Source organism: Pseudomonas sp. FFUP_PS_473, assembly GCF_002858665.1.
Classification (GTDB): Bacteria; Pseudomonadota; Gammaproteobacteria; order Pseudomonadales; family Pseudomonadaceae; genus Aquipseudomonas; species Aquipseudomonas defluvii.
Genome location: NZ_PJQQ01000011.1, coordinates 132838 through 151081, shown reverse-complemented (window position 1 = coordinate 151081; position 18244 = coordinate 132838). Strand labels below are relative to the sequence as shown.

Annotated in this window: 21 protein-coding genes; 7 read left to right on the top strand and 14 right to left on the bottom strand. The window is 59.9% G+C overall.

The features are described 5' to 3' along the window. Positions 1 to 328 precede the first annotated feature (328 nt). The 4 genes from CYD26_RS10145 to CYD26_RS10130 are packed head-to-tail and all read right to left on the bottom strand — an operon-like array spanning position 329 to position 2898. Entirely contained in the window at positions 329 to 511 is a 183-nt protein-coding gene (locus CYD26_RS10145; RefSeq protein WP_083199848.1) for a DUF1289 domain-containing protein, read from the bottom strand. A 3-nt stretch (positions 512 to 514) separates the two neighbouring features. Next, the gene (locus CYD26_RS10140; RefSeq protein WP_065760870.1) at positions 515 to 886 is read right to left on the bottom strand and encodes a hypothetical protein; all 372 of its coding nucleotides are present in this window, start codon (positions 884 to 886) and stop codon (positions 515 to 517) included. 25 nt (positions 887 to 911) lie between these two features. Next, positions 912 to 1934 carry a WD40 repeat domain-containing protein gene (locus CYD26_RS10135; protein WP_065760869.1) on the bottom strand — a complete coding sequence of 341 codons (1023 nt, stop codon included), beginning with the start codon at positions 1932 to 1934 and terminating at the stop codon, positions 912 to 914. Continuing rightward, positions 1927 to 2898 carry a GTP-binding protein gene (locus tag CYD26_RS10130; protein ID WP_065760868.1) on the bottom strand — a complete coding sequence of 324 codons (972 nt, stop codon included), beginning with the start codon at positions 2896 to 2898 and terminating at the stop codon, positions 1927 to 1929. Before CYD26_RS10130 ends, CYD26_RS10135 begins: the two co-directional genes overlap by 8 nt. A gap of 200 nt (positions 2899 to 3098) precedes the next feature. Between CYD26_RS10130 and CYD26_RS10125 the strand changes: the two genes are divergently transcribed. Continuing rightward, a complete protein-coding gene (locus CYD26_RS10125; RefSeq protein ID WP_083199847.1) occupies positions 3099 to 3449 on the top strand; it encodes a hypothetical protein in 351 nt (116 codons plus the stop codon). Between the two features lie 102 nt (positions 3450 to 3551). Here CYD26_RS10125 and thrS read toward each other — a convergent pair whose 3' ends face one another. Genes thrS through folE2 form a run of 9 tightly spaced genes read right to left on the bottom strand, consistent with a single transcriptional unit; the run spans position 3552 to position 11367 of the window. Then, positions 3552 to 5477: a threonine--tRNA ligase gene (thrS, locus tag CYD26_RS10120; RefSeq protein WP_102052525.1), complete on the bottom strand. Its 1926-nt coding sequence runs from the start codon at positions 5475 to 5477 to the stop codon at positions 3552 to 3554. 36 nt (positions 5478 to 5513) lie between these two features. Further along, positions 5514 to 6854 (bottom strand): dihydroorotase, encoded by a 1341-nt coding sequence (locus tag CYD26_RS10115; protein WP_065760866.1) that lies wholly within the window; start codon positions 6852 to 6854, stop codon positions 5514 to 5516. 2 nt (positions 6855 to 6856) lie between these two features. Further along, positions 6857 to 7417: a carbonate dehydratase gene (locus CYD26_RS10110; RefSeq protein ID WP_065760865.1), complete on the bottom strand. Its 561-nt coding sequence runs from the start codon at positions 7415 to 7417 to the stop codon at positions 6857 to 6859. Continuing rightward, on the bottom strand, positions 7414 to 7653 hold the full coding sequence (gene yidD, locus CYD26_RS10105) for a membrane protein insertion efficiency factor YidD (RefSeq protein WP_065760864.1): 240 nt from the start codon (positions 7651 to 7653) through the stop codon (positions 7414 to 7416). Before yidD ends, CYD26_RS10110 begins: the two co-directional genes overlap by 4 nt. Beyond that, on the bottom strand, positions 7650 to 8057 hold the full coding sequence (hisI, locus tag CYD26_RS10100) for a phosphoribosyl-AMP cyclohydrolase (RefSeq protein ID WP_065760863.1): 408 nt from the start codon (positions 8055 to 8057) through the stop codon (positions 7650 to 7652). The genes yidD and hisI overlap by 4 nt, the downstream gene beginning before the upstream one ends. Further along, complete coding sequence (locus tag CYD26_RS10095) at positions 8054 to 8926, bottom strand: metal ABC transporter substrate-binding protein (RefSeq protein ID WP_065760862.1); 873 nt, start codon at positions 8924 to 8926, stop codon at positions 8054 to 8056. Before CYD26_RS10095 ends, hisI begins: the two co-directional genes overlap by 4 nt. A gap of 10 nt (positions 8927 to 8936) precedes the next feature. After that, complete coding sequence (locus CYD26_RS10090; RefSeq protein ID WP_176717453.1) at positions 8937 to 9755, bottom strand: metal ABC transporter permease; 819 nt, start codon at positions 9753 to 9755, stop codon at positions 8937 to 8939. Positions 9756 to 9796: 41 nt separating this feature from the next. Next, the gene (locus CYD26_RS10085; RefSeq protein WP_065760860.1) at positions 9797 to 10468 is read right to left on the bottom strand and encodes a metal ABC transporter ATP-binding protein; all 672 of its coding nucleotides are present in this window, start codon (positions 10466 to 10468) and stop codon (positions 9797 to 9799) included. Further along, the gene (gene folE2 / locus CYD26_RS10080; RefSeq protein WP_065760859.1) at positions 10465 to 11367 is read right to left on the bottom strand and encodes a GTP cyclohydrolase FolE2; all 903 of its coding nucleotides are present in this window, start codon (positions 11365 to 11367) and stop codon (positions 10465 to 10467) included. The genes CYD26_RS10085 and folE2 overlap by 4 nt, the downstream gene beginning before the upstream one ends. 265 nt (positions 11368 to 11632) lie before the next feature. Here folE2 and CYD26_RS10075 point away from each other — a divergent pair, with 265 nt between their 5' ends. From CYD26_RS10075 to CYD26_RS10050, 6 genes are all read left to right on the top strand, one after another. Then, positions 11633 to 11782: a transporter associated domain-containing protein gene (locus CYD26_RS10075; RefSeq protein WP_083199850.1), complete on the top strand. Its 150-nt coding sequence runs from the start codon at positions 11633 to 11635 to the stop codon at positions 11780 to 11782. Between the two features lie 570 nt (positions 11783 to 12352). After that, positions 12353 to 12961, top strand: coding sequence for a TetR/AcrR family transcriptional regulator (locus CYD26_RS10070; RefSeq protein WP_101193045.1), 609 nt, complete (start codon positions 12353 to 12355; stop codon positions 12959 to 12961). Beyond that, positions 12958 to 14109: an efflux RND transporter periplasmic adaptor subunit gene (locus tag CYD26_RS10065; RefSeq protein WP_101193046.1), complete on the top strand. Its 1152-nt coding sequence runs from the start codon at positions 12958 to 12960 to the stop codon at positions 14107 to 14109. Before CYD26_RS10070 ends, CYD26_RS10065 begins: the two co-directional genes overlap by 4 nt. Continuing rightward, positions 14106 to 15308, top strand: coding sequence for an FtsX-like permease family protein (locus CYD26_RS10060; protein WP_102052524.1), 1203 nt, complete (start codon positions 14106 to 14108; stop codon positions 15306 to 15308). The genes CYD26_RS10065 and CYD26_RS10060 overlap by 4 nt, the downstream gene beginning before the upstream one ends. Positions 15309 to 15312: 4 nt before the next feature. Beyond that, positions 15313 to 16023: an ABC transporter ATP-binding protein gene (locus tag CYD26_RS10055; RefSeq protein ID WP_102052523.1), complete on the top strand. Its 711-nt coding sequence runs from the start codon at positions 15313 to 15315 to the stop codon at positions 16021 to 16023. Positions 16024 to 16051: 28 nt separating this feature from the next. Further along, complete coding sequence (locus tag CYD26_RS10050; protein ID WP_102052522.1) at positions 16052 to 16525, top strand: cytochrome c; 474 nt, start codon at positions 16052 to 16054, stop codon at positions 16523 to 16525. 850 nt (positions 16526 to 17375) lie between these two features. On the opposite strand, the gene CYD26_RS10040 is transcribed toward CYD26_RS10050, so the two are convergent. Continuing rightward, entirely contained in the window at positions 17376 to 18206 is an 831-nt protein-coding gene (locus CYD26_RS10040; RefSeq protein WP_102052521.1) for a hypothetical protein, read from the bottom strand. Positions 18207 to 18244: the final 38 nt, after the last annotated feature.

The window sequence follows — 18244 nt, the reverse complement described above, 5'->3', positions numbered from 1 at the left end:
TGCGGCATGGGTATGGTTGGCTGAAGCTCGCATGCTGGCCCGTCGGCTTACTACTTGATTTTGTCTACACCCTCTTAAGGCTTAGCCTGCCAAACGTGCCTGTGAGTCGCCTCTGACTTTCTAGACTCATTCGAATGGCTGCTTCTGGCCGACTCCTGCCTGTTACGACAGACTCAATGCGGCCAATTGCGGACGTTCAACGACGCGCAATTAGCGCAATATCCATACTGACGCAGCGAGCTTGGCTAACCAGATGAAGGAGCCATCCGGTTATTTCGTTCTGTTCTCGCCGCGTTTTAGATATCTCGAAGGACGTTAATAGCCAGAGTCATGCATTCTTCTTTTGCAGACTTTTCAGGCGCAGAGTTGCGCGTTGTACTGCGGCCATCTTCTCTGGGCGTTTCATGCGTTTCCATTTTCTAATGTCTTCTTTGGTGCGCCCACAACTCAGGCACAGCTCGCCACTTAGCTGGCAGACGGAAATACATGGATTATCGATGTCTTTAGCCACGCTTTAATTCCTGGCCAGGTGGTTGTGCGCCAGCCGTTGCTGCCAGTTACCTGCTTCAACGCGCTGGCACTGCTCTTCACTGTCGAAAGCCAGATGAGCAGACACCGCGCTGACGCTAATGTCTGCGTTGCTAAACGCCTCGGCGGTGAGTTCAGCCATGCGTTCGCCTTGGCCATTGGCGAGAGCCCGATCTCTATTGGCCTGGGTGTCGAAAACCCAAGTCACCATCAGGCTGGCGGGAAAGTTCTGGTAGTCCACCCGGTGGGTCAGCCAGGCAAAACCCACTATTTCCGCTTGGCCTGCCTCGCAGGCCTGCGTCAGGCAAGCAATCAGCAGACGCTCTCTGGCGGCTTGCTCGCGTTTACTCAAAAGCATGTGTTGATCCTTGATATGTAGCGTTTCAGGCCATTGGCATAATGCCGACAAAGCCTTCTGCTGTACCGATCACCAGGCGCGAGCCGTCCGGCGCAAATGCCATGCTCGTTACTGCGCCATTGCCCGGCGGTTTGATCATCACGGCGCGTTCTGTGGTGGCGCTTTCATCGAGTTCGGCAATCAGCACCAGGCCGTCCTCATAGCCGACGCCGACCAGTGGCAGCTTCGGGTCACCGGCCACTGCGCTTACCAAACCATTCTCACGAAAGGCCAAAGTAATCGGCGCTTCGCCCATCGGCCCGCTGCGTTTCTTGAATGGCCAGCAGGCCACGCAATCCCCGGCATTGGTGGCGAGCCAGCGTCCGCCGTGGAGCCAGGACCAGGATTTTACCCGGGTGCTGTAGCCGCTCATGTGCAGGTCTTGCGGCTCTTTCAGACGCCAACCCCGTAGGCAGTTCTCCTGCATGCTGGTTAGCACGAAACGAGCATCTGGGCTCCAGGTCACCGCCAGGTGTGAGCCGGCCCACTTGAGGATTTTCGCTTTGGCATCGCTGACCAGCGTCCAATGCACACTGACCCCGCCGTAATGCGCGACGGCGAGTTGACGCCCATCGGGGGAAAAGCTTAAGCCGCCAATGCTGCTGGGATGCTCAAGGGTCAGGCTGCTGCGGTCGGGTTTGATCAGGTGCAGCTGTTTGCCCGCCGAGCAGGCCACCAAGCCATTGCTATGGCTGTGTACATGCTCGATCCAGCGACCCGGGTAATGGCCGAGCTGCTCGATGCTGCCGTCCACCGATATGGCCAGAAAACGCCCGTCATCACCTCCGCTGAGAAACCCTTGGCCAGGTGCCGCGCAGAGACTCAGACAGGCGCCGGTATGGGCGGCAATGGTCACTGGCGGCTGGCCGTCGCCGGGGACGATATACAGGCTGCCGTCACCCAAGGCAAAGGCAAGATTAGCGGCGTCATCGAAGCAGCAGACCACCACGTAGTCTGGCAGTTGCCAGACTCTGCCCAGCTCTTCGATAAACGACTGGGTTTTAGCCATGGTTCAACACCTGGCAGCTGGCAAAGCCTTCGCGCAGGGCCGCTTCATCGAGATTGCGGCCGATAAATACCAGGCGGCTCTGGCGTTGCTCGTCGCTGCCCCAGGGTTGCGTCAGGGCTCCGTCGGCCAGCATATGCACGCCCTGGAACACATAGCGCTGATCACTGCCGTACAGGTCGAGGATGCCCTTGCAGCGCAGAATGTCGGTGCCTTGGGTGCTCAGCAGCGTGCCGATCCAGTCATCGAATTTGTCGCCATTGAGGGGCGTGTCGGTGGTCAGCGAAACGCTTTTCACCGCGTCGTCATGCTCGTGGGCATGGTCTTCCGTGAGAAAGCCGGGCTCGATGGACATGATCCGTTCCAGATCGAAGGAGCCGAGGTCGAGCAGCTGATCCAGCGGAACATCGCAATGATTGCTGTGCAGGATCTTGGCAAACGAATTGATGCCGGCGATGCGCTGTTTCAGCTCGGCAAGCTGCTCTGCACTTACCAGATCGACCTTATTCAGCAGCACGACATCGGCGAAGGCGATCTGCTCGGCGGCTTCCGGGCTATTGGCCAGCTGGCTGGGAAGGTGTAGGGCATCGACGACGGTCACCACGGCATCCAGCGCGGTTTTCTCGCGCACTTCGTCATCGACAAAGAAGGTCTGTGCCACGGGAGCAGGGTCGGCCAGGCCGGTGGTTTCCAAAATGATCGCGTCAAAACGGTTAAGACGCTTCATCAGGCCCGAGATGATGCGAATCAAATCGCCGCGTACGGTGCAACATATGCAGCCATTGTTCATCTCGAACACTTCTTCATCGGCACCCACCACCAGGTCGTTGTCGATGCCCAGTTCGCCGAACTCATTTACGATCACGGCATAGCGTTTGCCGTGTTGCTCGGAAAGGATGCGATTCAGCAGCGTGGTCTTACCCGCGCCCAAATAGCCGGTCAGAACTGTCACTGGGACTTTGCGCATGAAGGTGTCTCCTAAGTATTTGTTGTTATGTTATACCTTTTCTATTCCCAATTTAGTCCCATGTGTCTCTGTGTTACGAGCTGTTACGTAGCGTCTTGATCTAGCCGCTTGAATCGATGAATGGCAGGGCAATTGATCGCGCCGAACCCTCGCACGACCTAACCTTGCAGGCTGGGTAACAATCGAAAGAGGCGCTGAACATGGGTACTTGCACGCAACACCCCGACCATAGTCATCAGCACAAGGATGGATGCGGCCATACGGCGATTGAGCACGATGGTCACGTTGATTACCTGCACGACGGCCACCTGCACCATATGCATGGCGATCATGTCGACGAGCACAGCCTGGCGGTGAACCCCCACAACCCCGAGCGCTGCACGTCAAACCATAAGTGCGCCGGCCACGCCGCCGATCATGTGCACGGCCCAGGCTGCGGCCATGAGCCGGTGCCGCATGGTGACCATGTCGATTATCTGGTCGATGGCCATCTGCACCACCCGCACGGTGACCACTGCGATGACCATGGCCCGGTGACCGTTAGAAGCTGATATCAGGCTGGCCGGCGATTGATAAAGGCCTCGCCGGCCAGCAGCCAGCGCCGGCTCGTATAGCTGCGGACGGTGCACTCTCGAACTTGAACAGCTTGCGAATCAGCATGGCGGCTCCTGGCCGGTCATACGTGCCTCGCTGCTAAGCCGCTCGACCAACTCAGCCAGCGCCAGTCTGCCGAGGTTATCGCCAGCGCGGCTGCGTAGGGTGACGCGGCCTTCGGCCTTTTCCTGCTCGCCGATCACCAGCAGATAAGGCACTTTCTGCAGGGTCGCTTCGCGGATCTTGTAGCCGATCTTCTCGTTGCGCAGATCGGCGGCGGCGCGCAGTCCGGCGCGCTTGAGGCTGGCGAGTACTCGGCGGGCGTAGTCGTTCTGCCCTTCGGATATGGTCAGTACGGCGGCCTGCTGCGGCGCCAGCCACAGCGGGAACAGGCCGCTGTACTGCTCAATCAGAATGCCGGTAAAGCGCTCCAGCGAGCCGAACAGCGCGCGGTGCAGCATCACCGGGCGTTCGCGTTCGCCCTGCTCGTTGATGTAGCTGATATCGAAACGTTCCGGCAGGTTGAGGTCCACCTGCAAGGTGCCGCACTGCCAGTCGCGGCCGATGGCATCGCGCAGTACAAACTCCAGCTTTGGTCCGTAGAACGCGCCTTCGCCAGGGTTGAGCTGGTAGTCGATATTAATCCGTTGCAACGCGCCGGACAGTGCGCCTTCCAGCTGATCCCAGGTTTCGTCGCTGCCGATGCGGTTGGCCGGGCGGGTGGACAGCTTCACCGCCACTTCGTTGAAACCGAAGTCACGGTAGATGGCGAACACCAGGGCGATGGTGTCGGCGCATTCCTGTTCCATTTGCGCGGCGGTGCAGAAGATATGCGCGTCGTCCTGGGTGAAGTGGCGCACGCGGAGCAGGCCGTGCAGCGCGCCGGAGGGTTCGTAGCGGTGCACCTTGCCGAACTCGGCCATGCGCAGCGGCAGGTCGCGGTAGCTCTTTAGGCCACGGGCGTAGAGCGCCACCGCGCCGGGGCAGTTCATCGGTTTGAGGGCGAACACGCGCTCGTCCTCGGTGGTGGTGGTGAACATGGCCTCGCGGTAGTTGAACCAGTGTCCGGAGGTTTCCCACAGGCTGCGGTCCATCACGTCCGGGGTGTTGACCTCGACATAACCGGCGGCGTCCTGCTGCTGGCGCATGTAGTTGATCAGCTGCTGGAACAGCGTCCAGCCCTTGGGGTGCCAGAACACCGAGCCGGGGGCGCAGTCGTCGAAGTGGAACAGGTCGAGCTGGGCGCCGAGCTTGCGGTGGTCGCGCTTGCCGGCTTCTTCCAGGCGGGTGAGGTAGGCCTTGAGTTCTTTCGGCGTCCCCCAGCAGGTGCCGTAGATGCGTTGCAGCGCGGCGTTTTTCGCGTCGCCGCGCCAGTAGGCACCGGCCACTTTGGTCAGTTTGAAGGCTTGCAGCAGGCCGGTGCGCGGGATGTGCGGGCCACGGCAAAGGTCTTCGAAATCGCCCTGGCGGTACAGTGACAGCACCTCGTCGGCAGGAATGTCGCGGATCAGCTCGGCCTTGTAGTGCTCGCCCTGCGCCTCGAAGTGGGCGATGGCTTCGTCACGTGGCAGCTCGCGGCGGCTGACCGGCAGATCGGCGGCGGCCAGCTCGGTCATGCGCGTTTCGATGCGCTCGAGATCGTCCGGGGTAAAGGGCCGCTCGAAGGCAAAGTCGTAGAAAAAGCCATCTTCGATCACCGGGCCGATGGTCACCTGAGCGCTCGGGTAGAGCTGCTTCACGGCCATGGCCAGCAGGTGCGCGCAGGAGTGGCGCAGCAACGCCAGACCTTCGTTGTCGCGGGCGGTGATCAGGCTGAGTTGGGCGTCGTGGTCGATCAGTGCGCTGGTGTCGACCAGTTGGCCATCGAGGCGGCCAGCCAATGCGGCCTTGGCCAGGCCGGCGCCGATATCGGCTGCCACCTCTGCCACGCTTAGCGGTTGGGAATAATGACGTTGGCTGCCGTCGGGCAGTGTGATGCTGGGCATATCGGTTCTCTAATCACGGGTAAAGGATAGGCGAGGTCAGCCGCGTCTATAGCGCAGCGGCAAGCCCTCGCACTCGTCATGCACCTGCCCGTTGTGCCAGGCCAGTTGGCCGGAAACGATGGTGGTGCGCACTGCATGGCGGAAGGCGCGGCCCTTGAAGGGTGTCCAGCCGCAGTGGGCGAGCGTTGGGTCGGCTTCCACTGGGCGCGGTTCGCGCAGGCGTTCGATCAGTGTCAGGTCGGCCCAGTAGCCTTCGCGCAGGTAGCCGCGTTGCTCGATGGCAAAGCGCTGCGCTACGACATGGCTGGTTTTCTCGACCAAGGTGGTCAGGGGCAGCAGGCCGTCGGCCACCAGTTCCAGTCGGGCGGGCAGGGCGTGTTGCACCAGCGGCAGGCCGGACGGGGCTTGCAGGTAGGGGCGCTGTTTTTCTTCCAGGGTGTGCGGGGCGTGGTCGGTGCCGATGATGTCCAACCGCCCACACAGCAGGGCCTGGCGCAGGGCATCGCGGTCGGCCTGGGTCTTGATCGCCGGGTTGCACTTGATCAGGTGGCCGAGCGCCGCGTAGTCGCGGTCATCGAAGTACAGGTGGTGCGCGCAGACTTCGGCGGTGATCTGCTTGCCGGCCAGCGGGCCTGGCTGGAACAGGCTCAGTTCGCGGGCCGTGGTGATGTGCAGCACGTGCAACTGAGTGCCGTAGCGCCGGGCCAGGCTGACGGCGAGGCTGGAGGACTGGTAGCAGGCTTCGGCATCGCGGATCAGCGGATGCTGGTCGGCCGGAATCGCCTCGGCATAGCGATTAAGCCACTGCAGTTCGCGTTCGCGGATGCGCGGCGTGTGTTCGCAGTGGGTGAGGAGGATGGTCGGGCAATCGCGGAACAGCCGTTCCAGCGAGGGCAGGTCATCGACCAGCATGTTGCCGGTGCTGGCCCCCATAAACACTTTCACCGCTGCCACGCGGTTGGGGTCGAGCGCGGCGACGATGTCGAGGTTCTCGTGGCTGACGCCAAAGTGGAATCCGAAGTTGGTTTTCGAGCAGTTGGCGGCGCGCCGCTCTTTGGCTTTCAACGCCTCCAGGTTAAGGGTCGCCGGGTTGGTGTTGGGCATGTCCATCACGCTGGTGATGCCGCCGGCCACGGCCGCCCGCGATTCCGTGGCGAAGCTGCCCTTGTGCGGCGCACCGGGGTCACGGAAATGCACCTGGTCGTCGATCATCCCCGGCAGCAGGTACTGGCCAGCGGCGTCGATTTCGAGGTCGGTATTGCGCCCACCAATGCTGCTGGCGATCTGCTCGATACGGCCATTACGCACCCAGACATCGGCGTCGATTTCGCGGCCTTCATTAACCAGGCGGGCGTTGCGGATAACTAAGCTGCTCATGCTCAGAACTCGTTCTGCAAAGCTTTGTAGCCGCGCACTAAATCGATATTGGTACGCGCCACGTCTTCCGAGAATTCGCTGGCCGAGACGCTGACGCGCGGCAGGCTGGCCAGGTCGGTTTTCGGCCCGATGCGCTGGGTGGAGGTGACATGAAAGCCGGCCGGCAGGTCGCAACCGTCGACCACCGCGTTATGCCGCACCACGCAGCCGTCGCCGACGGTGCAGTTGAACAGCACGCTGTTGAAGCCGATAAACACCCGATTACCGACCTGGCAGGGGCCGTGGATGATTGAGCGGTGTGCAATGGAGGTGTGCTCGCCGATGGTCACTGCCGCGCCGGACTTGGAGTGGATGACCACGCCGTCCTGGATATTGGAGTTAGCGCAGATGACGATCGGTTGCATATCACCGGTTTCGTCCACCTCGTCGGCGCGAATCACCGCATAGGGGCCGACGAAGACGTTGTCATGAATGATCACCTTGCCGCAGATGATCGCGGTTTTATCCACGTAGGCGGAATCGGCAATGACCGGCAGGTGACCGGAAGGGTTTTTGCGGATCATGGCGTTTGCTCTGTAGGTGGGTTGGGCGCTGGCACCGGGTCGTAACCGCCGGGATGCCAGGGGTGACAGCGCAGCAGGCGACGCGCTGCCAGCCAGCTGCCGCGCAGGGCGCCATGGCGTTCAACCGCCTCGATGGCGTAGTGCGAACAACTCGGATGAAAACGGCAACGCGGCCCCAACAGCGGGCTGATCAGGTACTGATAAAAGCGCACCAGGCCAATCAGTAGGTGCTTCATTGCGGCACGCTGATCACGCACAACCGTTGATCGCGAATGGCGTTGTAGAAGCAGCTGGGCCGGCCGGTGTGGCAGGCCGGCCCTTGCTGATCGACCCTGAGCAGCATGGCATCGCCATCACAGTCCAGGCGCGCTTCGATCAGCCGCTGGCGGTGGCCGCTTGTTTCGCCCTTGCGCCACAGCTGGTGGCGCGAGCGTGACCAGTAGCAGACCTGGCCTGTGCTCAGGGTTTCTTCCAGGGCGGTGCGGTTTATCCAGGCCAGCATCAGCACCTCGCCGCTGTCGTGCTGCTGGGCGATGGCGGCGATCAGGCCGTCGGCATTCCAGGGCATGGCGTCTAGCACCTCGGCCAGCGGGCGGCTGTCGCCGATCCCTGACTGCTCCAGTTCAAGCCACAGGCTCATGGCTTCAGGGCGACCATCAGGGTGTCGAGGTTGTGCTTGAACATGCCGAGGTAGGTGTTGGCTGGGGCATGGCTGGCCAATGCATCGGAGTAGAGGGTGCCACCCACCGTAGCGCCGGCTTCTTCGGCAATTTGCTGGATCAGTCGGGGGTCGCGGATATTTTCCACGAACACCGCACGCACCCCTTCATCGCGCAGTTGGCGGATCAACGCAGCCACTTCGGCGGCCGAAGGTTCGTCATGGGTGGTGAGGCCTTGCGGCGCGATAAACTTCAGCTGCCAGGCTTGGCCCAGGTAACCAAACGCATCGTGACTGGTCACCACTTTGCGTTGGCTGGCGGGCAAGCTGGCGAAGCGGGCATTGGCCTCTTGGAGCAGTGCGTGCATGCGCGTCAGGTAAGCATCGCGACGGGCTGCATATTCTTGGGCATGGGCCGGATCAACTTCACCCAACGCCTTGGCGATGTTACGCACATAGACTTCAGCGTTGCTCAGGCTCTGCCAGGCATGCGGATCAGGTACTTGCTCGCCTTCGTCGTCCAGCATCAATGGCAGCACCCCAGCGCTGGCGTTAATGCGTTTAGCGCTTGGTTCAGTGCTCTCCAACAGACGCTCCAGCCAGGGTTCGAAGCCCAGGCCGTTGGCGATAATCAGGTCCGCCTTGAGCAGTGCCTTGGCATTGTCGGGGCTGGGTTCGTAGACATGGGCATCGGCGTCAGCGCCTACAAAATTGGTAAGTTCGATCCGCTCACCGCCAATCTCTTGGGTCAGGTCGGCGAGGATGCTGAAACTGGTGACCACCTGAATTTTCTCTGCCGCCTGTAACGACAAGGGCAGCAACAGGGCCAAAGCAACAAGCAGGTTACGCATTGGGAATACCTCAAACAGTTGTGGGTAAGGGGGATGTACGCAACAGGCCGTGAACAGGCCCCGTCACGACCGAAAACACATAGAACGCACCGGCCAGCAGCACGATGCACGGCCCGCTGGGCAAGCTGGCGTAGTAGGACAGGAGCAGCCCCAACCACACGCAAGTCGCACCGAATAGCGCGGCAAGCAGCAACAGAATCGGTAATTGGCGGCTCCAAAAACGTGCTGCGGCGGCGGGTAGCATCATCAGGCCGACGACCATCAGTGCACCGATGGCCTGAAAGCCAATGACCAGGTTGAGTACCACCAAGGTCAGGAACAGCCCGTGAGCCAGCGGGCCAAAGCGGCTGATGCTGCGCATAAACAGGGGGTCCAGGCTGTCCAGGGCCAGGGCGCGATAGATCAAGGCGAGCAGCAACAGGCTGAGCAACGACGTGCCGAGCATGCCGGTCAAGGTGGTGGCGTCTACGGCCAACGCTGAGCCGAATAGCAGGTGCATCAGGTCCAGTTTGCGCCCGGCCAGGCCGAGCAAAAGCACGCCGCTGGCCAGGGATATCGGATAGAGCGCCGCTAGGCTGGCGTCTTCACGTAAACCGGTACGGCGGCTGACCCATGCTGCCAGCCCGGCCATACTCAAGCCTGCGGCCAGCCCGCCAAGGGTCAGCGCCGGTAGGCTCAAGCCAAACAACCAGAATGCCAGGGCTGTACCGGGCAGGATGCCGTGGGCGATGGCGTCACCGATCAGACTCATGCGCCGCAGAATTAGGAACACGCCCAGCGGTCCAGCACTGCAGGCCAGGGCCATGCCGCCGAACAGGGCTCGGCGCATAAAAGCGAACTCGACGAAGGGCGTCCAGAGTACGTCCAGGCTCAAGCAACCAGCTCCAGCGCATGACGAGTGCCGATGAATTGGCGGATCGGTGCGGCAATACAACCACTGCGCGAAACCAGCAGGGCGTTGTCGAGTTTCTGGCTCAAGCTGGCAAGGTTATGGCTGACCAGGACCAAGGTTTTACCTTGCTGCTGCCAGCGCTCGATGTGCTGCCAGAGCAGCTGTTGGCCCTGCTCATCCAGCGCCGCTTCGGGTTCGTCGAGCAGCAGCACTTGCGCGTCTGTCAGGCTCAGTCGTGCCAACAACGCTCTTTGCAACTCGCCGCCGGATAACGCTTGCAGGTTCTGCTTTTCTAACTCAAGCAGACCCCAGTCGAGTAACGCCTGCTGCAGGCGTGACTGGCGCTCGTTACGGCTCATGCGGCTGCGCCAAAACCCCGCACTGACCAGTTCCGCCAGGCGTATCGGGAACTGCCGATCCAGGGCCTGCTGCTGTGGCAGGTAGGTGATGCCGCCCAGCCGTGGCACGCTCACATCGACTCGCCCACGCAGGGGTTGATTCAGCCCCGCAAAAACCTTGAGCAGGCTGCTCTTGCCAGAGCCGTTGCTGCCGATCACTGCGGTTAGGCTGCCCGTAGTCAGGTGCAGATCAAGAGGCGGGGTAAGCGGTTGGCCGCTACTGCCCCACTGTAGTCCGTGGCACTGGATCATCCCTGCCACCCCCAATTCCACTCGCTTTCGGCAACCGCATCATGGGCATGCAGGCTTTCCATGTGCACCACGCGCACGTGGAAACCCAGCAGATCCACTTCCTCAAGCAGCGCCAGATGAATGCGCCTGGCGGCATCCTCACAGAACATTGTGTTTTGTCCGTTGGCCAGGGCAAATGCCTGCTCATCAATGCGCTTCACCGCCGTCTGCAATGCAGTCCCCAGAGCGGCTTCAGCGCGCTCCAACAGTGCCAGCAAGGGCAGCTCGATATGTCTAGGGGCGAGACTTACCTGCAGCGTGGCTACGCTGCGTTGGCTGTGCGGAGTCGCCACGATGCCGTGCGAGCCTCCCAGCCAATCGTGCACTTGCGCATGCTGCAGTTCCTTACCGGCAAAGTCCTCGATGAACTGATTTTGTATCAATTGCCGCGCAAGCGCCGCTGAGCAAGGACACGTTGAGGAATAGCCGATCTCCAGCTTCAGCGTCACGCGGGAGTCTTGCGCATCACGACTCGCATTCACTTCGAAAGGGTAGGCTTTCCATCCGCCCAGCTGGCTCAGTAGGGCCGGGCGTTTGAAAAGCGCATCAGCCTTTAGCCGTAAGGAGGCGGTCTTGGACAGATCGCAATGGCTATCGAGAAAATGGCCTAGCACCTCATCAAGCAGAGGTGCAGTCAGCTCCTGCTGCTCAAGCCTTTCCAGCGCCAAGTACAGGCGCGACATATGGATACCCCGAACATCCGGGCTGTCCAGGCTGACGCCAGCATCTATGTATGCGGTTACGCGCTGTTCGGCGAGTCGCACGGGCAAGGCTATCCCCTGCATGCCAACCCATTTCAGGGGGATGCCTTGCTCGGAGCGGGTCTGGCTTGCGACATCAGGTAGTACGAGGGCGTTCATAAGCCACAGCATCCTAAATGTTATAATGTAACATTTAGGAATCTTACCTTACCTTTGGCAACCGCAACAGCATGAATAGACGATACTGAACCTGGCAGGGCCTTCTTCTTACATAGGCGTAGAGCATCGCCGCTATGGAAAAGAGAGAAACACCGGCTCTGTATCGATAAAGAGGGTGATCAGCCAAGGGCAGGCAACCATAGTGGCCGACCGCGCCTTGATAGACACGGACAGCGCCGCATATCTGGTTTGAACCTGAGTCTGCCTGTATGAACGTATAGGCTTTCATGCCAACGCCACGGGCGACTATCAGACCCTGGCTGGTTTCGTTATCAGCCTGCTATACCGACTGCCGGTCAAGGGCGATCAGATCGTATTCGAGGACTGGCAGCTTAAGGTTGCCGACATTCAGTAACGCAGAGTTCCCCGTGTGTTGATGCACCGAGCCTGATAAAAAGTTTCGAAGTCCTCACTCAGTTTGTGTCGGCCACAATCCCGTGCTTCGTTTGCGCCCCGGCATGTCCGGGGCTTTTTATGTCAGGACGCATACTTAAACTTGACGTTGCTTAATGGCTGCTTTTGGCCGTCCTGAGCCAGTCGCATCAGGCAGGAGTCGGCCAGAGGCGGTTATCGTGTGTATTCCAGTGATGCTGACACCCAATTCCAGCGATTGTGACTCAGCCGCGTTGGAGGTTCTGACCCACCCATTCCAGTGATTGTGACCCACCGCGCTGATGATTCTGCCCCGCCCCTAATAGCCACTTCGTTAGGTACTAGCAGGTTGCAACTACCTGCTAACTTGCCAATCCCTATGTACGCCTAATGTTTGTGCCAGTGGTGCGCGTCTGGGAGGTGTGGATGCGTGTGGGTTAAGCCCATTGCAGATGCTAGATATTGACGAGCACGTCAGGTTTTGACTTAGTTCTTGTGTGAGTTGCTTCTTGCGGTAAGATAGTAATCAACTACTATCTTACGAGGAGTGCTCGTGGACACCCATCCAAAGCATCTGCCGGCCGATGAGCGTCGTGCCGTAACTGTCGAGTCCGTCGTGGCGCTTGCCGGTTCACAAAACCCAAGCGAGATAACCACTGCGGCTATCGCTAAACACATGAACTTGACCCAAGGTGCGCTGTTTCGGCACTTCCCGAACAAGGAAGCCATTTGGCAGGCGGTCATGGAGTGGGTAGCAGAGCGTCTATTAGCCAGAATCGATCGATCCGCACAAGGAATCGAGTCGCCCTTGGCAGCTATGGAGGCGATGTTCATGAGTCATATCGAATTCGTTGCTGAGCACCCAGGTGTGCCAAGAATGATGTTTGGTGAGCTTCAACGTGCCGAATCGACACCGGCCAAGCGCATGGTGCAAACCTTGATTCAGCGCTACGGCGAACGTTTGCATCGTCTCATCGAGAAAGGCAAGACCAGCGGCGAGTTGTCTCCCTCGCTTGACAACGAGGCGGCGGCAACGCTGTTCATTGGCACGATCCAGGGCTTGGTCATGCAATCGCTGTTGGCGGGTGATGTGGGCCGTATGCACCGCGATGCGCCGCGCGTCTTTGCAATTTATCGACGTGGCATAAGGAATGCGCAATGAAAAAATTACCCTTGCAAGGCCGCACCCTGGCGCTGCTTGCCGTCATCATTCCTTTGCTGGTGCTTTTTATTTATGTCGGTCTGCGATCAGGGCCGCTCGCCCCGGTCGCTGTGACGGTGTCAAGCGTGGAATCACGGGCTATCACACCGGCGCTGTTCGGCATCGGCACGGTGGAGGCGCGCTACACCTACAAGATCGGGCCGACGTTTGCCGGGCGCGTCAAACGCCTGGAGGTGCATGTAGGCGACCAGGTCAAGGCCGGACAGGTGCTCGGCGAGATGGAGCCGGTCGACCTCGATGCTCGGGTGCGCTCACAGGAGTCGGCATTCAAGCGTGCGGAAGCGGCTTTGCGCGAGGCAGAAGCCCGGCAAGCCTACGCGCAAACCCAAGCGCGCCGCTACGAGCAATTGTTAGCGGTGCGCTTTATCAGCGAGGAAATCGTCACCACCAAGCAGCAGGAACTGCAGATCGCCGATGCCGCCCTATCCGCCGCTCGGGAAGATATTGCCCGGGCACGCTCCGACCTCGAAGGACTCGTCGCGCAGCGGAGTAATCTGCGCCTGATCGCGCCGGTCGACGGTGTAGTCGCCGTGCGCGATGCCGATCCCGGCACGACCATCGTCGCGGGCGAGGCCGTGGTGGAAGTAATCGACCCCAAGAGTTTGTGGATCAATGCGCGCTTCGACCAGATCAGCGCATCGGGGCTGGCTGGGGGGCTGCCGGCTCGTATCGTCCTGCGTTCGCGTGGTGGCCAGACCTTGAAAGGTCGCGTGTTGCGGGTGGAACCCAAGGCCGACGCGGTAACCGAGGAAACGCTTGCCAAGGTGACATTCGATAACAAACCAGAACCTTTGCCACCGGTGGGTGAATTGGCCGAAGTCACGGTTGACTTGCCGGCGCTCCCGGCCGCTCCACTGATCCCCAACGCTGCCGTCCAGCGTGAGGGCGACAAAGTTGGTGTCTGGCAAATCGTGGATGATGATCTGCATTTCTCCCCGGTCAAGCTCGGCACTTCCGACCTCAATGGTTACGTGCAGGTGCGCGAAGGGCTCAAGAATGGGGACCAGGTTGTGATCTATAGCGAAAAGGCACTGACGACGCGCAGCCGCATCCATGTTGTCGACCATATCCCAGGAGTGTCACGATGATCAGCCTGGCCGGCCGCGACATTCTCCATGCCTGGGGAAAGTTCGTCTTCACCGGCATCGGTCTGGGTCTGCTGATCGGGGTCACCTTGGTCATGGCCGGGGTGTACCGGGGCATGGTGGACGACGGCAAGGCGTTGCTCGACAATAGTGGCGCTGACCTTTGGGTGGTGCAAAAGGATACTCTGGGTCCTTATGCGGAGTCGTCCAGCCTCAACGATGACGTGTATCGCGCCATTCTCGCCATGCCGGGAGTCGCCCAGGCAGCGAACGTGACCTACCTGACCATGCAGGTACGCAAGGGCGAGAGTGATGTACGCACCATGGTGGTCGGCATCGCGCCCGGTGCGTTGGGGGCTACACCCGGATGGCCTCCTTATCTCGTCGCTGGACGCCAGATCACGCGCGGTCACTACGAGGCGGTGGCCGACATCGCCACCGGCTTCAAACTGGGTGATCGTCTTGCCATTCGCCGCAATCATTACATCGTCGTGGGGCTGACACGGCGCATGGTGTCGTCCAGCGGCGACCCGATGGTATTCATTCCGCTCAAGGATGCCCAGGAGGCTCAGTTTCTCAAGGACAACGACGCCATTTGGCAAAGCCGGCGTCGCACCGAAGCCAACCCGGCCTTCAATCGCCCCGGTGTTCCTGGTTTGCTGGATGCCGTGATTGCTTCACAGAGCACCAACGCGTTCGTCAATGCAGTGCTGGTCACTCTAAAACCTGGTCATGCGCCGGACAGGGTTGCCGAATCCATCCGACGCTGGAAGCGTTTGACGGTCTACACACGGGCACAGATGGAAGACATCCTCGTCGGCAAGTTGATCGCCACGTCGGCCAAACAGATAGGCATGTTCTTGGTGATTCTGGCCATCGTTAGCGCGGCCATCGTCGCTTTCATCATCTACTCGCTGACGATGGACAAAATCCGCGAGATCGCGGTATTGAAGCTCATCGGCACACGCAACCGAACTATCGCCGCGATGATCATGCAGCAGGCGCTCGCCTTGGGGGTGATTGGCTTCGTGGTCGGCAAGATCACCGCCACTTTCTCAGCCCCCCTGTTCCCCAAATATGTGCTGCTCACGCCAATGGATTCCGTGACCGGTTTTTTTGCCGTGCTCGTGATTTGCGTGCTGGCCAGCATCGTCGCCATTCGCATGGCACTCAAGGTCGATCCGGCCGAAGCGATAGGGTGACCCCATGATTGGAAAAGGAATCCGCATCGAAGGCCTAAGCAAACGCTTTGGCAAAGGTGACACGGCTGTCTACGCGTTGAAGGACGTGAATATGCAGGTTGCACCAGGTGAGGTGGTCGGATTGGTCGGCCCTTCCGGCTCGGGCAAGAGCACGCTGCTTAAATGCCTGGGTGCGGTGATCGATCCGAGCGACGGCCGCATGACGCTGGGTAATGAAGTGATATACGACGGCGGTTGGCAAGTTCGTGATCTGCGCGCCTTGCGGCGCGACAAAATTGGTTTTGTCTTCCAATCGCCGTACCTGATTCCGTTTCTCGATGTCACCGACAACGTGGCCCTGCTGCCGATGCTTGCAGGCGTCGCGAATGCAGAGGCGCGAGCGAAGGCATTGGAATTGCTTACGGCGCTTGATGTGCAACACCGAGCTCACGCCATGCCATCGCAACTCTCCGGTGGCGAGCAGCAACGGGTTGCCATCGCGCGCGGATTGGTTAACCGCCCACCGGTGATCCTGGCGGATGAACCCACCGCACCTCTCGACAGCGTGCGTGCCATGGCGGTGATTCGCATCCTCAACGACATGGCTCGGAAGTTCGAGACCGCCATCATCGTCGTCACTCATGACGAAAAAATCATCCCCACTTTCAAACGCATCTACCACATCCGCGACGGAGTGACCCATGAGGAAGCTGGTGAAGGGCGGGAGTTCGAATGAGAGAGCGTTTGTATTACAGGAGAATTTCATGAACCACCGCAAACACAGCCATACATCTGGAACTATCCCCCTGATCGTTGCGGCCTATCTGTTTTTATGGGGTTTTCAGTTTCCAGCTTGGGCTGGTGACGCTACCCGGGTTGAGCCACTGGCGCTACGCAAGATCATGCAGGAACTTGGGCGCAACATGCAGGCTATTACCGGTGCGATTTCGCAGGAGGAATGGGTTCAGGTCGTTCAGCTTGCTCCAAAAGTTGCTGCACACCCCGAGCCACCGTTTACTGAAAAAATGCGCATCCTGGCTTACCTCGGCGCTGATGCGACCAAGTTCAGAAACTTTGACGCGCAGACTCACGAGGCGGCGCTGGCCATGAAGCTGGCTGCTGCGAGCAGCGACGGCAAGGCGGTTATCCAATCATTCGCCCACGTGCAAGAAAGCTGCTTGGGCTGCCACCAAGCTTTCCGTAAACCTTTCGTGGAGCATTTTTATGGAGCACGCTAAAACATGCCAGCGCCCCATCAGCCTCGAAAGACGGCTGCGGCAGCTTAGTTGGTAGCTGGTAGCTGGTAGCTGGTCTGGTCACCGCCGGTCTGGCCGGCTGCGCCACCGGCCCTGATTTTCAGCGTCCCACCGCACCCGATGTGGCTCGCTACACTGCAACACCGGTGGCTGACAGAACCGCGTCCTCTCCCACGCAGTTCGGCGAAGCGCAACGTCTAGTCGAAGGGCTTCCAATCGAAACGCAATGGTGGCAAAGCTTGGATTCATCCGCAGTCGACGGACTGATCGACGAAGCTTTCCATGTCAGCCCGACGCTGGCGAGCATCAGCGCCAATTTGCGACAGGCGCAGGAGCTTCTTGCCGCACAGCGAAGGAGGAAGATCATGCTATTGCTTGGTGCTGAAACACTGGGAATGACCCACAACCAATGCCTGGAGCTGCTGGAAAGCAGCCGAAGATACACTCGACTTCCTGATCTCCAGCCTGACCTACCTGATCCATGCGGAGAACCAGCAGGCTCAACCAGATGCGGCCCTAATCGCAGAGTGGGACGCCTTGGATCAGGAGGTGTTCGAGGTGCAGCATACGCTGCCGGGTTCGGATGTGGAAACCTATCGGCTGGTCATCGAGACCTGTGCTCAGCGCAACCGCGAGCTGCGCCCGGTTGTTGATCGGTACATGGTAAAGTAGCTGACGGCTCGATGGCCGGTTGTACAGGACGCCCTGCACCAGAGCGTTTACCGCCCCATTGCCCCCGCACTTCTTCTCGGCATCGGTGCCACCCCTCGGCCCGTATGAGCATTGGCCAGATCAGCAGCGGATGTTTATGCAGGTGCTGATTGATCAGTCGTTACATCTGCTGGGCCTTAGCGGGTAGGCCATCAGCACTGTGCAGTAGGTCAAGCAACATGCCCACGGCATTGCCATCGTTGAACTCCTGCTGCCGCTCACCAAGCAATTGCCACAGCAGCGGGCGACGCTCTGCTACCCAGGCCGCAATGCCTTGTTCGGGTAATAACACCACCGGCGTGAATAACCCTTCATGGAACTCCGTCACCTCCTTGGTCAGGATGCGGTTCACGGCTTTGTCGAATTGCTCTTTCTGGCGAACTCCTGACTTATAGCGCGCCGCTGCCGCCCGCTTATCTGTGCCCTCTGCCAAGAGCGGTGTACCGGGTGCGTGATGCGTACAGAGCTTTCTCCCTGGCAATGGTTGCCGCCAGCACAACGAGCAGAAATTAAACGGATCAATCCGTTGCTCCCTGTCCGGACGAATTTGACTTTGCACCGGGATCTTCAGTTGACCACACATGCTGAGGAAGTAGGTGACCTCGATGACGGTCGCAAAGGTGTATTCCCTTGGTGGTCGGGTGGTGTGCGAGTGGATCAGCTCAATGGCATTTCCTACCTCGAAGAGCAGCGGGTCGTTGCTCCGGCCGAGTACGGACGCCAGTTCCGAACTAATCATCCAGATGCGATTCCACGTTACAGGCTGTTTCTGATTGAGCACGTGCCAGTGCTCAGGGGGAATCAGCGGCAGGAGATATTGCCGAATCAAGCGCAACGCAAGGGCCGGGGTAACCGCCACATCCTCGACGTGCAGATGGATGGCCCACAACGCAACGGCGACCTCTTTGTAGACGAAGGTCTCGATAGCTTCATCGTCCAGGTAGAGCGGCAAATCAAGTGTCCAATCTGGCTAGTAGTTAAGTATCCACT

Excerpts from the sequence above, each read along its gene's own strand:
- CYD26_RS10140 (WP_065760870.1), bottom strand. The coding sequence starts at position 886 with ATGCTTTTGAGTAAACGCGAGCAAGCCGCCAGAGAGCGTCTGCTGATT.
- CYD26_RS10135 (WP_065760869.1), bottom strand. The coding sequence starts at position 1,934 with ATGGCTAAAACCCAGTCGTTTATCGAAGAGCTGGGCAGAGTCTGGCAA.
- CYD26_RS10130 (WP_065760868.1), bottom strand. The coding sequence starts at position 2,898 with ATGCGCAAAGTCCCAGTGACAGTTCTGACCGGCTATTTGGGCGCGGGT.
- CYD26_RS10125 (WP_083199847.1), top strand. The coding sequence starts at position 3,099 with ATGGGTACTTGCACGCAACACCCCGACCATAGTCATCAGCACAAGGAT.
- thrS (WP_102052525.1), bottom strand. The coding sequence starts at position 5,477 with ATGCCCAGCATCACACTGCCCGACGGCAGCCAACGTCATTATTCCCAA.
- CYD26_RS10115 (WP_065760866.1), bottom strand. The coding sequence starts at position 6,854 with ATGAGCAGCTTAGTTATCCGCAACGCCCGCCTGGTTAATGAAGGCCGC.
- CYD26_RS10110 (WP_065760865.1), bottom strand. The coding sequence starts at position 7,417 with ATGATCCGCAAAAACCCTTCCGGTCACCTGCCGGTCATTGCCGATTCC.
- yidD (WP_065760864.1), bottom strand. The coding sequence starts at position 7,653 with ATGAAGCACCTACTGATTGGCCTGGTGCGCTTTTATCAGTACCTGATC.
- hisI (WP_065760863.1), bottom strand. The coding sequence starts at position 8,057 with ATGAGCCTGTGGCTTGAACTGGAGCAGTCAGGGATCGGCGACAGCCGC.
- CYD26_RS10095 (WP_065760862.1), bottom strand. The coding sequence starts at position 8,926 with ATGCGTAACCTGCTTGTTGCTTTGGCCCTGTTGCTGCCCTTGTCGTTA.
- CYD26_RS10090 (WP_176717453.1), bottom strand. The coding sequence starts at position 9,755 with ATGCGCCGAGCCCTGTTCGGCGGCATGGCCCTGGCCTGCAGTGCTGGA.
- CYD26_RS10085 (WP_065760860.1), bottom strand. The coding sequence starts at position 10,468 with ATGATCCAGTGCCACGGACTACAGTGGGGCAGTAGCGGCCAACCGCTT.
- folE2 (WP_065760859.1), bottom strand. The coding sequence starts at position 11,367 with ATGAACGCCCTCGTACTACCTGATGTCGCAAGCCAGACCCGCTCCGAG.
- CYD26_RS10065 (WP_101193046.1), top strand. The coding sequence starts at position 12,958 with ATGAAAAAATTACCCTTGCAAGGCCGCACCCTGGCGCTGCTTGCCGTC.
- CYD26_RS10060 (WP_102052524.1), top strand. The coding sequence starts at position 14,106 with ATGATCAGCCTGGCCGGCCGCGACATTCTCCATGCCTGGGGAAAGTTC.
- CYD26_RS10055 (WP_102052523.1), top strand. The coding sequence starts at position 15,313 with ATGATTGGAAAAGGAATCCGCATCGAAGGCCTAAGCAAACGCTTTGGC.
- CYD26_RS10050 (WP_102052522.1), top strand. The coding sequence starts at position 16,052 with ATGAACCACCGCAAACACAGCCATACATCTGGAACTATCCCCCTGATC.